At 72.5% G+C, this 12,909-nt stretch carries 13 protein-coding genes; 8 read left to right on the top strand and 5 right to left on the bottom strand.

Translation table 11 applies throughout. From position 1 onward, the window contains the following. Positions 1-35: 35 nt before the first annotated feature. Genes ACZ63J_RS28505 through ACZ63J_RS28495 form a run of 3 tightly spaced genes read right to left on the bottom strand, consistent with a single transcriptional unit; the run spans position 36 to position 3,484 of the window. Positions 36-1,457, bottom strand: coding sequence for a sugar ABC transporter ATP-binding protein (locus tag ACZ63J_RS28505; protein WP_465401922.1), 1,422 nt, complete (start codon positions 1,455-1,457; stop codon positions 36-38). 1 nt (position 1,458) lies between these two features. After that, on the bottom strand, positions 1,459-2,499 hold the full coding sequence (locus tag ACZ63J_RS28500; protein ID WP_465401924.1) for a sugar ABC transporter substrate-binding protein: 1,041 nt from the start codon (positions 2,497-2,499) through the stop codon (positions 1,459-1,461). After that, positions 2,441-3,484: an ABC transporter permease gene (locus ACZ63J_RS28495; protein ID WP_465401926.1), complete on the bottom strand. Its 1,044-nt coding sequence runs from the start codon at positions 3,482-3,484 to the stop codon at positions 2,441-2,443. Before ACZ63J_RS28495 ends, ACZ63J_RS28500 begins: the two co-directional genes overlap by 59 nt. Before the next feature lie 105 nt (positions 3,485-3,589). Here ACZ63J_RS28495 and ACZ63J_RS28490 point away from each other — a divergent pair, with 105 nt between their 5' ends. Genes ACZ63J_RS28490 through ACZ63J_RS28475 form a run of 4 tightly spaced genes read left to right on the top strand, consistent with a single transcriptional unit; the run spans position 3,590 to position 8,354 of the window. Further along, positions 3,590-4,333, top strand: coding sequence for an SDR family NAD(P)-dependent oxidoreductase (locus ACZ63J_RS28490; RefSeq protein WP_465401928.1), 744 nt, complete (start codon positions 3,590-3,592; stop codon positions 4,331-4,333). A 32-nt stretch (positions 4,334-4,365) separates the two neighbouring features. Next, positions 4,366-5,880, top strand: coding sequence for a GMC oxidoreductase (locus ACZ63J_RS28485; RefSeq protein WP_465401930.1), 1,515 nt, complete (start codon positions 4,366-4,368; stop codon positions 5,878-5,880). Between the two features lie 53 nt (positions 5,881-5,933). Beyond that, positions 5,934-6,704, top strand: coding sequence for an IclR family transcriptional regulator (locus ACZ63J_RS28480; RefSeq protein ID WP_465401932.1), 771 nt, complete (start codon positions 5,934-5,936; stop codon positions 6,702-6,704). Positions 6,705-6,725: 21 nt separating this feature from the next. Further along, positions 6,726-8,354 (top strand): DUF885 domain-containing protein, encoded by a 1,629-nt coding sequence (locus tag ACZ63J_RS28475; protein WP_465401934.1) that lies wholly within the window; start codon positions 6,726-6,728, stop codon positions 8,352-8,354. On the opposite strand, the gene ACZ63J_RS28470 is transcribed toward ACZ63J_RS28475, so the two are convergent. Beyond that, a complete protein-coding gene (locus tag ACZ63J_RS28470) occupies positions 8,336-8,761 on the bottom strand; it encodes a hypothetical protein (protein ID WP_465401935.1) in 426 nt (141 codons plus the stop codon). The two genes, ACZ63J_RS28475 and ACZ63J_RS28470, sit on opposite strands and share 19 nt — an antisense overlap. Before the next feature lie 144 nt (positions 8,762-8,905). Beyond that, positions 8,906-10,033, bottom strand: a complete 1,128-nt coding sequence (locus tag ACZ63J_RS28465) for a PucR family transcriptional regulator (RefSeq protein ID WP_465401937.1) — start codon at positions 10,031-10,033, stop codon at positions 8,906-8,908. Between the two features lie 117 nt (positions 10,034-10,150). Here ACZ63J_RS28465 and ACZ63J_RS28460 point away from each other — a divergent pair, with 117 nt between their 5' ends. From ACZ63J_RS28460 to ACZ63J_RS28445, 4 genes are all read left to right on the top strand, one after another. After that, positions 10,151-11,026, top strand: coding sequence for an esterase/lipase family protein (locus tag ACZ63J_RS28460; protein ID WP_465401938.1), 876 nt, complete (start codon positions 10,151-10,153; stop codon positions 11,024-11,026). A gap of 124 nt (positions 11,027-11,150) precedes the next feature. Continuing rightward, positions 11,151-11,363: a hypothetical protein gene (locus ACZ63J_RS28455; RefSeq protein ID WP_465401940.1), complete on the top strand. Its 213-nt coding sequence runs from the start codon at positions 11,151-11,153 to the stop codon at positions 11,361-11,363. Positions 11,364-11,426: 63 nt separating this feature from the next. After that, on the top strand, positions 11,427-11,696 hold the full coding sequence (locus tag ACZ63J_RS28450; protein ID WP_465336578.1) for a helix-turn-helix domain-containing protein: 270 nt from the start codon (positions 11,427-11,429) through the stop codon (positions 11,694-11,696). 96 nt (positions 11,697-11,792) lie between these two features. After that, entirely contained in the window at positions 11,793-12,824 is a 1,032-nt protein-coding gene (locus ACZ63J_RS28445) for a trypsin-like serine peptidase (protein WP_465401942.1), read from the top strand. Positions 12,825-12,909 lie beyond the last annotated feature (85 nt).

Below are 12,909 nucleotides of genomic sequence, written 5' to 3'. Positions count from 1 at the left end.
CGGCCGGGCCGGGAGCGCGAAGCTCCCGGCCCGGTCTACGTTCCGGCGTTCATCGCCACGCTCAGCGCGCGTTCGGACAGCTCCGAGCGCGTCAGCCGCGCCACCACCCGGCCCCGCTGGAACACCAGCACCCGGTCGCACAGCTCGCACAGCTCCGCCAGGTCCGTCGACGCCAGCACGACCGGCTTCCCCGAAGCCACGAGCTGCGCGATCACCGCGTGCATCTCCGCCCGCGCGCCGACGTCGACGCCGCGGGTCGGGTCGTCGAGGACCAGGAGGCGGGGGTTCGCTTCGAGCCACTTCGCGAAGACCACCTTCTGCTGGTTGCCGCCGGACAGCGTCGTCACGAGGTCGTCCGGGCCGCCGCGGATGCGCAGGCGGGTGATCAGGGCGCGCGCCGCCGAAACGTGCGTGCGGCGGCGCAGCCACCAGCCGCCGCGGCCGGCGCCGAGCCACGCGACCGCGCTCGTGTTCTGCCACAGCGGTTTGTCGAGCATCAGCCCGTAGCGCTTCCGGTCGCTGGGCACGAACGCGATCCCGGCCCGGACGGCGGCGCGGACCGAACGCGGCGCGGGCCGGCCCCCGATGTGGACCCGGCCGTGCCCCGGCGAACGCCCGGACAACGCGGCCAGGACGTCGAGGTGTCCCGCGCCCTGCAGACCCGCCAAGCCGACGATCTCACCCTCCGCCACAGCGAAAGCGGGCTCCTCGACCACCACCGCGGGTGGCCGGGACCGGGGCGCCGGCCGGGAAGCGACCGAAGCGACCACCCGGTCGCCCAGCATCGCCGCCACCACGCCGTCGAGGTCCACCGACGCCGTCGCCACGCCCGCCAGCACGGACCGGCCGTCGCGCAGCACCGTGATCCGCGAGGCGATCCGCAGCACCTCCTCCAGGAAGTGCGACACGTACAGCACCGCCACGCCCCGCGACACCAGTCGACGCAGCACCGCCATGAGCCGCTCGACGGCCTCGGCGGGCAACGCCGACGTCGGCTCGTCCAGGATCAGCACCGACGGGTTCCGCAGCAGCGCCCGGCCGATCTCCAGCAGCTGCTGGTCGGCCAGCGTGAGCGACCCGGCCCGGGCGTCCAGCGGCACGTCGAGGCCCAGCTCCGCCAGCACCGGCGCCGCGAGCGGAGTCAGCCGCCGCCGGTTGAGCAGGAACAGGTTCTCCAGGACCGTGAGGTCCGGGAACACCGCCAGTTCCTGCGCCACCAGCGCGACGCCGCGCCCGACCGCGTCACGCGCCGACGAGAACACCACCGGTGCGTCCCCGAGCGACAACACACCCTCGTCCGGCCGCAGGACACCCGAGAGGATCTTCACCAGCGTCGACTTGCCCGCGCCGTTCTCCCCCACCACCGCGTGCACTTCGCCGGGACGCAGCACTATGTCCACTTCGGACAGTGCGGTGACCCCGCCGTAGCGCCGGGTCAGGCCGGTGGCGCGGAGCACGTCAGCGAGCCTCGGCCAGGGGGCGGACCGAAGCGGAAGGATCGGCCAGGATCCGGTCGATCTCCGGCTTGTAGAAGTCGTACGCGGCCTGCGGAGACGTCTGCCGCTTGATCACCGCGTCGATGTTGGAGGAGTCGACGACCAGGCCGGGCATCCGCAGCCAGCCCTGCGGCAGCGGCTTCTTCTCCTTGACCGAACGGATGAGCAGCGCGGTCACGACGTAGCCCTTGAGGAAGTGCTCGGGGTCGATGGTGACGAAGTCGAGGCCGTCCTTGACGCCCTGCAACGTCTTCGCATCGACGTCCGCGCCCGCGACCAGGTACTTGCCCTTCTCGGTCTGCTTGATCTTCGCGAGGTCGTAGCTGTCCGCGTCACCGACGCCGAGGAACGCCAGCGCGGAAGGGTTCGCGTGCACCAAAGCCGACCACGCGCCGTAGTTCTGGTTGGGGTCGCTGTAGGTCTGGAACGGGCCGAGCACCTTGATCCCCGGCGCCTTCGCGGTGAGCGTCTCCTTGATCCCGCGGGCGCGGCTGTCCAGCACCGGCGTGCCCGGGTTCGGCACGCCGACCACGACCGTGCCGGACGGGTTGGCGGGCAACCGCTTCAGCAGCTCCGAAGCGAGCTGCACCCCCAGGTCGTAGTTGTCGTTGCCGACGTAGAAGGTGATCTTGCTGCCGTCGGTGGGCGCGGTGTCCAGCGCGACGACCGGGACGCCGCGGTCGATCGCCGTCGCGGCGGGCCGGGTGAAGATCGGCGGGTCGAGGTTCTCCAGCACCACGCCGTCCGGGTTGGTCTGCGTGAGGTTGGTGAACAGCTGCTGTTCGGCGGGCCCGTCGGTGTTCGGCGGCCCGACGGCCTTGAAGTCGACGCCGCCTTCGTGCTGCGCCGCGGTTTCCGCGCCTTCGACCATCTCGTGGGCGAAGTTGAGGCTGATGTTCGCGACGGCGATGCCCATCTTGAGGGAACCGCCGGAGTCACCGGAGCTACCGCAGGCGCTCAGCATCAGGCACGTGATCAGGGCCAGGATCGGGAAGCGTTTCACGGGATCTCCTCGGGGAGCGGCCACGCGTGCGGCGCAGCACGCTGTCGAAGGCGACGGCGACCAGGATCACCGCGCCGGTGGCGAACGTCGTCCAGTTGATCGGCACCTGCAGGAACACCAGGCTGGCCGCGACGGTGGTGAGGATGAGGTTGCCGAGCACCGCGCCGGGCACCGAGCCGCGCCCGCCGGCCAGCGGGGTGCCGCCGATGATGCACGCGGCGATCGCGGTGAGCTCGTAACCGTTGCCGACGGTCGGGTCGCCCGCGGTGAAGAACGCCAGCCCGAGCACGGCGGCGACCCCGCCCATGAAGCCGGACAGGCCGAGCGCGGCGATCCTCGTGCGGGCGATCGGCAGCCCGCTGAACTCGGCGGCGTCCGGGTTGGACCCGACGGCCCGCACCCGCGCGCCGAACCGGGTCCGCGTGAACACGACGGTGAGTACCACGGCCGCGATCACGAGCACCCAGACCGACGTCGGCACGCCCGCCAGCTCGCCGCCGAGCACGCTGAAGAAGGCGTGGTCCAGCGGCATGCCGCTGATCTGCTTGCCGTCGGCCAGCGCCAGCGCGGCGCCGCGGAAGAGCAGTGCCGCGGCGAGCGTGACGATGAACGACGGCAGCCGCAGGTACGTCGTGACCACGCCGTTGAGACAGCCGAGCACCGTCGCGACGAGCAGGATTGCGGGCAACGCGAGCCACGGCGACCAGCCGTCGCGGATCAGCACCGCGCCGAGCACGATGCCGAGCGCGTACTGCCCGCCGAGGGACAGGTCGACCTCGCGCATCGCGAGCGGGAACACCATCCCGCAGGCCATCAGGCCGACGTAGACCGAGCTCTGGGCGGTGGAGAGCAGGTTGACCGGGCGCAGGAAGTCCGGGTGCGCCAGCCCGACGACACCCACCAGCACGACGAGGACCAGCACCACGCCGAGCTCGTCGCGCAGGAGGTGGCGGTGCCACGGGCGCGGGGCGGTGTCGGCGGACATAGCCGCGAAGGTCACCAGCCACCCGCGGGTTCGGCAAGACGCGCGTTTCGGTGGGTGAAACGGTGACCTTGCCGGGACCCGGAGGACGCCGCCACGCTGCCCGCCATGCCGTCCAGCAGCCGCGTCGCCGTGGTCACCGGGGCCGCCCGCGGGCTCGGCCAGGAGTTCGCCGTGACCCTCGCCGGGCTCGGCCACCGGGTCGCCGGCTGGGACGTGGCGGACCAGGCCGAGACGGCGGCGCGGGTGATCGCCGCAGGCGGTGAGTTCCTGCCGGTGACGGTCGACGTGACCCACCCGGTCGCCGTCGAGGCCGCGGTCGAGCAGGTGGTGGCTGCGTTCGAGGCGCTGCACATCGTGGTGAACAACGCCGGGATCTACCCGCCGATCGCCTTCGAAGAGACCACTGTGGACGATTGGCGCCGGGTCATCCGGCTGAACCTGGAGGGGCCGTTCCTGGTCACCCGGGCGGCGCTGCCCCACCTGCGCGCCGCCGGCTGGGGCCGGGTGGTGAACATCGTGTCGGCGGCGGTGTTCCTGGGGCCGCCGGAGCTGGTCGCGTACACGACGTCGAAGGCGGGCCTGATCGGGTTCACGCGATCACTGGCCACCACGCTGGGCCCGGAGGGGATCACGGTGAACGCCATCGCGCCGGGGCTGACGTCGACCGCGACCGCCGCGCGGACGACCGGGGCCGGAGGCGGCTTCGAGCGCGTCCGGGCGAAGCAGGCGGTGCCGCGGACGGAGCGCCCGGCGGATCTCGCGTCGACGCTGAGGTACGTGTGCGACGAGGGCAGCGGCTTCCTGACCGGGCAGACGCTGAACGTGGACGGTGGCTCGGCGTTCCGCTGAGGTGGGGCGCCGGAGACGAGGCGGGAGGCACGGTGGGCGAGCTGCTGGGCGCCGGCGAGGCGGCCGTGGTCACCCGGGTCTGCGAGCTGCTCGTCCCCGGGTCCGCCGCCACCCGCCCGGACCGCTACCTCGCCGCGACCCTGCCCGCCCTGACCCCCGGCGAGGAGGACGCGGTGCACGCCGCCATCGGGGTGCTGGCCGGCGTTGCGGACCCGCACGCGCTGAGCCGGCTGGTGGGGAGCGCCGCCTTCGACCGGTTCCGGCGGCTCGCGATCGAAGCGTGCTACTCCGACCACCTCCCGCCCGGGCAGCGCGGCCCCGACGGCGCGGACGTCGTGGTCGTCGGCCGGGACGGCGGGCCGATCGCCGCCGACCTCGCGGCGCGCGGCGCCGACGTGCTCCTGCTCGAAGGCAGTCCCGGCCGGGCGCGGTTCGTGTCCACTGTGGACGATGAGCCGGTCGTGCTCACCGCCGGGCACGGGCCGGTCGCCGCCGAGCGCGCGACCGCCGCCGACGTCGCGAAGTTCCACGAAAACACCGGGCTGCTCGGCGCCGCGGGAGCGTTCACCATGAGCGATCTAGAGCCGTGGTACGAGCGCGCGGAAGCCCGGCTCGGCCCGCCCGGGTGCCCGGAGCCGGACGTCGAGCGGGTCGAACCCGGCTTCACCGCCCTCAGCACTCCCCTGCGGCCGCTGCGAACCTGGCCCGGGCACCCCGCACCCGGCGCGGCGCGGCGGCGCGCGCGGCACGACGTCCGGCACGTCCTGCTCGACACGTCCGGACGGCGGCCGAAGGTCACCGGCGTCGCCTACACCCGCGACGGCCACGACGGCGAGCTGCGCGCCCCTGTCGTCGTGCTGGCCGCCGGGCCGCTCGACACCCCGCGGATCCTCGTGCGGACCAGCGAAAATGCGGGGCTCGACACCCCGTCGGCGCGGCTGGCCGGCCGCACGCTCGGACTGCACCCGGCCCGGCTCGTCCACGGCTGGTTCCCCGGGCTCGACGACACCCGCACGCTCACGGCGACCGCGCACCGGACCGGCGAAGTCGCCGTCGAGGCGACCGTGCGGCCCGAGCCGGTCGCCTTCGCCCAAGGGCTCGTCGACGGCCGGCACCGGCCGCTCTGGGGCGCGCGGCTCACCGAAGTCGTCCGGCGTTACCCCGGCTGGCTCGGCCTGCGGGTGCTCGTCACCGACGACAACACCGCCGTCGCCGACCCGGGCGCCGGCGGCGAAGTCCTGGTGGGCAAACGCTTTTCGACGGCCGAGCGGCGACGGCTGGCGGCGGCGCTCGAGTTCGGCGTCACCGTGCTCCGCGCGGCGGGCGCCCGCGACGTCGTCTGGAGCGGCCTGGAAGCCGCCCATCCCCAGGGCGGCGCGCCGATGGGGGACGACCCGGCGCGGTCGGTCGTCGGCCCGGACGGCCGCTCCCACGACGTCGACGGCCTGTACGTCGGCGACGCCTCGCTGCTGCCCGCGGTGCTGTCGGTGCCGCCGGCGCTGACCGTGCTGGCGCTGGCCGCCCAGGTCGCCGGGGCGATCCGGTGACCGCTCGGCTCACCGGCGTTGCCTCCCCGCCGCCACCGGATCATCATCACGGGATGAGCGGCCCGCCGAAGTCCGTGCTCGCCCGCGGCCTGATGCTGCTGGACGCGTTCTCCTCGGCGGACACCACGTTGTCGCTGGCCGAGCTGACCGCGCGCACGGGCCTGCCGAAGCCGACCGTGCACCGGCTCGCCGCCGAGCTCGTGCGCTGGGGCGGCCTGGAACGCAGCGACGGCCGCTACCGGCTCAGCATGAAGCTGTTCGAGCTCGGCCAGCGAGTGCCCCGGCGGCGTGACCTCCGCGAAGCCGCGCTGCCCTACCTCGAGGACCTCTACGAGGCGACGCACGAGAACATCCACCTCGCCGTGCAGGACGGCCCGCACACGCTGTTCCTGGAGAAGGTGAGCGGACGGCGGTCGATGCCGATCGAGTCGGAGGTCGGCGGCAAGCTGCCGCTGCACTGCACGGCGACCGGAAAGGTGTTCCTCGCGCTCGGCTCACCGGACTACTTCCGCCGGGTCGCCGTCGCCGGGCTGGCGCGGTGGACACCCCGCACGATCGTCGCGCCCGGGCGCCTGCGGGCCGAGCTGACCCGCGCGGCCGAAAGCGGCTACGGCGTCAACCACGAGGAGTACGAGGTCGGGGTGTCCGCGGTCGCCGCGCCGGTGTTCGACGCCCGGCGTCGCGTGCTCGCGGCGCTGTCCATCACGGGCAACGCGGCCAAGCTGGACCTCGACCGGCTGGCCCCGGCGGTGCGGACCGCCGCGCTGGCGCTCTCCCGCGAGCTCGCGCTCGCCCCGGTGCGAAATCCCCTCGATCGAGGCTGAGCGCGCCGACACAATGACCGGATGACTTCTGCCACCGCGCTCGCGGACGAGCTCGTCGACGTCCTGGCCACCTGGTCCCCGCTCGAGGCGACCTTCGTCGGCATCCCCGGGCACGACGCCGAGCTGGGCGACCCGAGCGAGGCCGGCCAGGCGCGGCTGCGCGCCCGCGCCGCCGATGTCCTGGCGCGGGCGCGGGTCTCGCCCGACGACGACCGCGTGACGCTCGGCGTGGTCGTCCAGCAGGCCGAGGCGGTGCTGGCCCGGCTCGACGCGCGGGACGTCGAGTTCACCCTGGCCGACCCGATGTTCGCGGCCGGGACCAGCCTCCTGACCTTCCTGCCGCAGCTCACGACGTCCGGCGAGCAGGCGGAGGAGGACTTCCTGGCCCGGCTGGCCGCGTTCCCGGCGTTCTACGCCGCACTGGCCCAGCGCCAGCGCGCCGGCTCGCACCGGCACGTCGAGCGGATGGCGCACACGACGATCGGGTTCCTGGACCGGTTCCTCGCGCAGGACAAGCCGTTCGCCCTGCCGCTGACCGGCGACCGCGCCGAGCGCCGCGACCGGCTGGTCGCCGACGTGGTGCGGCCGGCGCTGGCCCGCTACCGCGAGTTCGTCGCGACCGAGCTGGCCGGCCGCGGCCGGCCCGACCGCGAGCCGGGGATCTGCTGGCTCGAAGGCGGCGAAGCGCACTACGCGGCGTTGGCGCGCATGCACACGACCACCGACCACACACCGCAGGAACTCCACCAGCTGGGCCTCGACGTCCTCGCCAGCCTCCAAGCCGAGTTCACCGAGCTCGGCAACCGGGTCTTCGGGCTGACCGACCCGGCCGAGGTCCGCCGACGGCTGCGGACCGACGAGAGCCTCCGCTGGCGCGACGCCGAGGAGATGCTCGAGACCGCACGTGCGGCCGTCGCCCGTGCGACCGCCACCGCGCCGGGGTGGTTTCCCCGCGTCCCGGCCGCCGAGTGTGTCGTGCGGGCGGTCCCGGACGCGGAAGCGCCGGTCGCCGCGCCCGCGTACTACCTGCCACCCGCCCTCGACGGCTCCCGCCCGGGCGTCTACTACACCAACACCCACGAGGTGCGCACGCGCGACCGGTTCATCGCCGAGACCGTGGCGTTCCACGAAGCCGTGCCGGGCCACCACTTCGCGGAGTCGCTGACGCAGGAGCTGACCGGGTTGCCGCAGCTGCGGCGCATCGCGATGATCACCGCGTACAGCGAGGGCTGGGCGCTCTACACCGAACGGCTCGCCGACGAAATGGGCCTCTTCTCCAGCGACCTGATGCGCCTCGGCATGCTGGCGGAGGACTCGCTGCGCGCGGCGCGCCTGGTCGTGGACACCGGTTTGCACGCGCTGCGGTGGACGCGTGCGCAGTGCGTCGAGTTCCTGCGTGCCCACACGGTGTTGAGCGAGGTCGAGGTGCAGTCCGAAACGGACCGGTACATCGAGTCACCGGGCCAGGCGCTGGCCTACATGACCGGCCGGCTGGAAATCCTGCGTCTGCGCCGGTTCGCGTCGGAGACGCTCGGGGAAGCGTTCTCCCTCAAGGACTTCCACGGCGTCGTGCTCGGCGGCGGGCAGCTGCCGCTGAAGGTGCTCGACGACGTCGTCCGCGCGTGGGTCGGTCAGTGCTGCATGCCGTAGGACTTCTGGCACGGGTAACCGTCGTTGGTGGCGGACCAGCTGGCCGGATACCCGTTCTGCGCCCAGGCGGCGTACGCCTGCGCGTAGGAGTACCCGCGGGCGTGGAGCCACTGGCACGGCGTCTGCCCGGCCGAAGGGGTGATGGTGATCCACGGCTGCGCGGCGATCCAGCTCGGCTGCGCGTACCACTGGTTCGAAGCAACGGCTTTCGGCGCGACGACAACGGTTTGCGGCGGTTGCACGACAACGGTCTGCGGCGGCGCGACGGTGACGGTGGGTGTCGCGGCGGCGGTGACGGTCGCCGTGGCGGGCGCCTGAGCGGGACTCCCGGCAACGGTGCGCGGCAGGCCGCAGGCGGCCAGCGCGAGAACGGCGGAGAGGGCGGCGGTCGCGCGGAGGATGCGCATGGGCTGGCTCATTTCGTCCGGGTCAGGTGGCTGCCGGCGAGCGACCACGATCGGCTTTTTCCGTGTCCGCACCAGGAATCGGGTGGACCACGGAAAGCGCACTTGATCCGGGGGAATCGCGACGCGAACGTTATCCCGTGACATTCACCCGTTCTGGCGGCTGATGTCGTAAGCCGTCATCGCCGCGGCCAGGTGGCGGGCGTCCGCCGGCCGGGTTGCGTCGTAACCCGTGATCAGCTGGATGCGGCCGAGGCGGTAGGTCAACGTGTTGCGGTGGATGTTCAACGCCGTCGCCGCTTCGCCGCGGTTGTAGCCCGACGTCACGAACGCGCGCAACGCGTCGATCAGGTGCGGATGGTCTTCCAGCGGTGAAAGAACCGCGGCGAGCGCTTCCCGCGCCGGGCTCGGCCGGGCCAGCTGGTATTCGATCGCCAGGTCGGCCAGCCGGTACAACCGCGGCGGACGGCGCAGGCTTTCCGCCAGCGCCAGGATTTCCACGGCTTCGGAATGCGCCGTGGGAATGTCTTCGAGCGCACCCGCGCGGGCCACCGCCGCGACGCACGGGCGGCCGCAGAGGACGTCCACCCGCGCCGCCACCTCGTCTGCCGAGGATGCCGAAGACGACGAGGGCACCAGCAGCACACCGCCGTCCCCTTTGAACGTCACCAGGACACCCGCCTGACCGTCCAAATCGGACCGGATCGCCCGGAAGAGGTCCGTCGCTTCGCGGGAATCCGGGGGTGCGGGCCGCAGCGGCAGGTGGAACACGACGACGTCGTAGCTCGGCGCGAGCTCGCGGTGGCGCACCGGGCGGCCGGCGAGCAGGCTGGCCGCGAGGTTCTGGCGGTCCTCCCGCCGCTCCCAGTCGAGGGCGTCGCGCTCGCGCAGGTACGCCGACGCGACCCGCGGCATCACCTCGCCGAGGAAGTCCAGCATCCGCGCGCCGAGCACCGCGCGGTCGCCGTCGGCCTGCTCCCACGCGACACCGGCGGCGAGCGGGTAGATCTTCAGCACGGCCTCCAGCGGCAGGCCGTCCCGCGCCCGCTCGGCGCCCCACACGATCGGCAGCGCCAGCTCGTCCTCGGTCGGTCGCCGGTCCTCGGCGACCGTGGTCAGGAACAGCTCGAACACCGCCCGCGCGTTCGCGACCAGGTCGCCGGCCAGCACGCTCTCCGGCAGCAGCCGGTACGCCGGGATCTCGGCGGCACACCGCGTGATCATCGCGGTGGCGATCTCACCCGTCCGAGGGAACAACCTGTCGACGGCATCCATGCCCGGTATTGTCACCATGCACAAACGGCCACGGCAAGTTTCTGCGCGTTCTGCCAGCAGACAGCCTTGATTGTGTGGTTCATGCTGTGCATAGCAACCAGACGAAGGGACTTCGCAATGGCGCGGGGAATGGCGCGGGGAACAAAACGATGGCTGGCCGGACTCGGGATCGCGGGCCTGCTGGCCCTGGGTGCTGCGGCCCCGGCCCAGGCCGCGCCCAGCGGCGGGAACAACAACTTCGGCTGCCGCCCGAGCGCCGCCCACCCGAACCCGGTCGTGCTGCTCCACGGCACCTTCGCCACCTACTACGAAGACCTCAACTTCCTGCAGGCCGACCTCGCCGCGCGCGGGTACTGCACGTTCTCGCTGACCTACGGCGCCTACCCGCAGTTCCCGTTCGTCGGCGGCCTCAAGCCGGTCGCGGAGTCGTCGCTGGAGATCAAGAACTTCGTCGAGAAGGTCCGCGCGGCGACCGGCGCGGCCAAGGTCGACGTCGTCGGGCACTCCGAAGGCGGTCTCCAGTCGATCTACCTGGCCAAGATGCAGGGCATCCAGAGCGAGATCGGCCAGGTCGTCGCGATCGCGCCGCCGACCCACGGCGCCAACGCGTCCGGGCTCCTGACGCTGGCCTACACCGTGCTCGGCAAGAGCACCTGGGACACGATCGTGAAGACGATCGGTCTCCCGATCTTCGCCGACGAGCTGGACGGCGGCGCGGCGATCGTCGCCCTCAACACCGGCCCGGTCGCCCAGCCCGGCATCGGCTACACGATCATCACCTCGCGCTACGACGAGCTGGTGACCCCGACGGAGACGTCGTTCATCCGCGAGCCGGGGGTGCACAACATCTACGTCCAGGACTCGTGCCCGTTCGACCCGGTCGGCCACATCGGCGAGGCGTACGACCTCAACGTCTGGCATCTGGTCCGCAACGCCCTCGACCCGGCGCACGCGGCGCCGATCAAGGTCTGCGCGGTGGGCTCGCCCGGCTGACCGGCGCAGGGGCGCCGGAATCCACTGTGGACAACCACGCTTTCCGCCGCCCCCAGGCGAAACGATCACGCGATCCGCAGTCCGGTCACCCTGGTATTCTCGGGACACCGAGAGGGTGGTTCCCATGTCCCGGAAAAAAGCGTTCGTCGTGCTCGCCGTGGTCGCGGGTCTCGCGGCGGCCGGGATCAGTGCCGCCGCCGCGAGGCAACCCGGTCCCGAAACCCCGGTGGTGCACACCAACCCCCAGGACCCGGCCGAGGTCGACCGCCACTGGACGCCCGACCGCATCCGGCAGGCCGACGAAAACATGCGCCACCAGAGCGGTCCGGACGACTAGGCGTATCTGAGCTTCCCTCTGCCCCCTCTTCTCGGTGCGGGTTTTCCGGCTTGGGGGGATGACATGAACGACGACTTCGTGGCACTCGAACACCGGCGGAGCCAGGTCCTCGAGCGCGTCGGGAGGCTCAGCCGGCGGGAACACGAAATCCTCGTCCTGCTCGGCCACGGCCTGTCCAACCGCGGCATCGCCCGCCGGCTGGGCATCAGCGAGCGCACCGTGAAGTTCCACGTCAGCAACGTCTTGATCAAGCTGCGCGTCGAGTCGCGGCTGCAGGCGGGCTCGGTCGCCGGCCTGCTCATCTCCCGGCCGGAGCACCCCGGTCTCCCCTGAACGGCGCAACTCCAAGGTCCAGTGTCGCCGCCCGGCGCGCGGCGGGAGGCTGGCTGCTGGGCGGGACCACCGCCCGGGGGAATCTGGAGGTGCCCAGTGAGACGTACCCGATCGGCAGGGGCGGTCCTTGCCGTCGTAGTGCTCGGGGGAATGCTGGTCCACGGCACGGCGCAAGCCGCGACGACGGCGGACGCGGTGCCCGGCAAGGCATCCGCGGCGGTCGTCCAGCAGGCGACCACACCCGCGAAGGACGTCCTGAGCCAGTGGACACCCGAGCGGATGCGCGCGGCCAAGCCGGCCGACGTGCCCGCCGAGCGGCACGGCGCCGAACCGCAGACCCACGTCCTGCCGGCGACGTCCGCGCCGGGCGCGGCGGGACCGAAGTCCGCTCCGCAGGGCCCGCCCGCGCTCACCTCGCTCAGCCAGTCGGGGGTCTGGACCGCCCACGGCCAGATGCCCGCGTCGACCGTCGGCAAGCTCTACTTCGACGAGCCCGACGGCGGTCACCAGTGCACCGCCAGCGTGATCAACTCCGCCAACCGCAGCATGGTCTGGACCGCCGGGCACTGCGTCACCGACGGCGCGAAGCACTGGTACAGCAACTTCGTCTTCGTCCCGGACTACGCCGGCTCCGGCGAGCCGCTGGGCCGGTGGACCTGGAAGTCGTTGTCCACACCGAACGGCTACTTCGACGGCAAGGACAGCGACTACGACTTCGCGGCCATCTCGCTGTGGCCGAACGGCAACGGTGTGAGCGTCGCGAACGCGACCGGCTGGCAGGGCTACAAGTTCGGCCAGGGTTACGACTGGAACGTCTACGAGTTCGGCTACCCGTTCGACACGCACCCGGCCCGCCCCGGCATCACCGGGCAGCAGCTGCGCTACTGCACCGGGACGACGTGGCGCCCGGGGATCTGGCCGTTCCAGCCCGACCAGGAGGCCATCCACTGCGACCAGGGCCACGGCGCGAGCGGCGGCCCCTGGCTCGACGACCTGCAGCTCGCCCGCGGCTGGGGCTACCTCGTCGGCAACGTGAGCTACCACTCCGACGACAACTCCGACGAGGAGCGCAGCCCGCACTTCGGCGACGCGGCGATCAACGTCTACAACGCCCAGCAAGCCGCCTGACCCCACCCCGGGGGGGGGGGGGGGGGGGGGGGGGGGGGGGAGGGAAGAAAAAAAAAAAAAAAACGAAGGAAAGGGGAGGGGAAAA

The sequence above is a fragment of the Amycolatopsis sp. NPDC104863 genome (genome assembly GCF_055582965.1).
The sequence above is the reverse complement of the archived record's forward strand: the minus strand, read 5'-3'. Positions and strand labels throughout refer to the sequence as shown.

What these genes read in the sequence shown, in the direction of transcription:
- ACZ63J_RS28490 (WP_465401928.1), top strand. Translation starts at nt 3,590, where the DNA reads ATGCCGTCCAGCAGCCGCGTCGCCGTGGTCACCGGGGCCGCCCGCGGG.
- ACZ63J_RS28470 (WP_465401935.1), bottom strand. Translation starts at nt 8,761, where the DNA reads ATGCGCATCCTCCGCGCGACCGCCGCCCTCTCCGCCGTTCTCGCGCTG.
- ACZ63J_RS28480 (WP_465401932.1), top strand. Translation starts at nt 5,934, where the DNA reads ATGAGCGGCCCGCCGAAGTCCGTGCTCGCCCGCGGCCTGATGCTGCTG.
- ACZ63J_RS28450 (WP_465336578.1), top strand. Translation starts at nt 11,427, where the DNA reads ATGAACGACGACTTCGTGGCACTCGAACACCGGCGGAGCCAGGTCCTC.
- ACZ63J_RS28475 (WP_465401934.1), top strand. Translation starts at nt 6,726, where the DNA reads ATGACTTCTGCCACCGCGCTCGCGGACGAGCTCGTCGACGTCCTGGCC.
- ACZ63J_RS28495 (WP_465401926.1), bottom strand. Translation starts at nt 3,484, where the DNA reads ATGTCCGCCGACACCGCCCCGCGCCCGTGGCACCGCCACCTCCTGCGC.
- ACZ63J_RS28455 (WP_465401940.1), top strand. Translation starts at nt 11,151, where the DNA reads ATGTCCCGGAAAAAAGCGTTCGTCGTGCTCGCCGTGGTCGCGGGTCTC.
- ACZ63J_RS28460 (WP_465401938.1), top strand. Translation starts at nt 10,151, where the DNA reads ATGGCGCGGGGAATGGCGCGGGGAACAAAACGATGGCTGGCCGGACTC.
- ACZ63J_RS28465 (WP_465401937.1), bottom strand. Translation starts at nt 10,033, where the DNA reads ATGGATGCCGTCGACAGGTTGTTCCCTCGGACGGGTGAGATCGCCACC.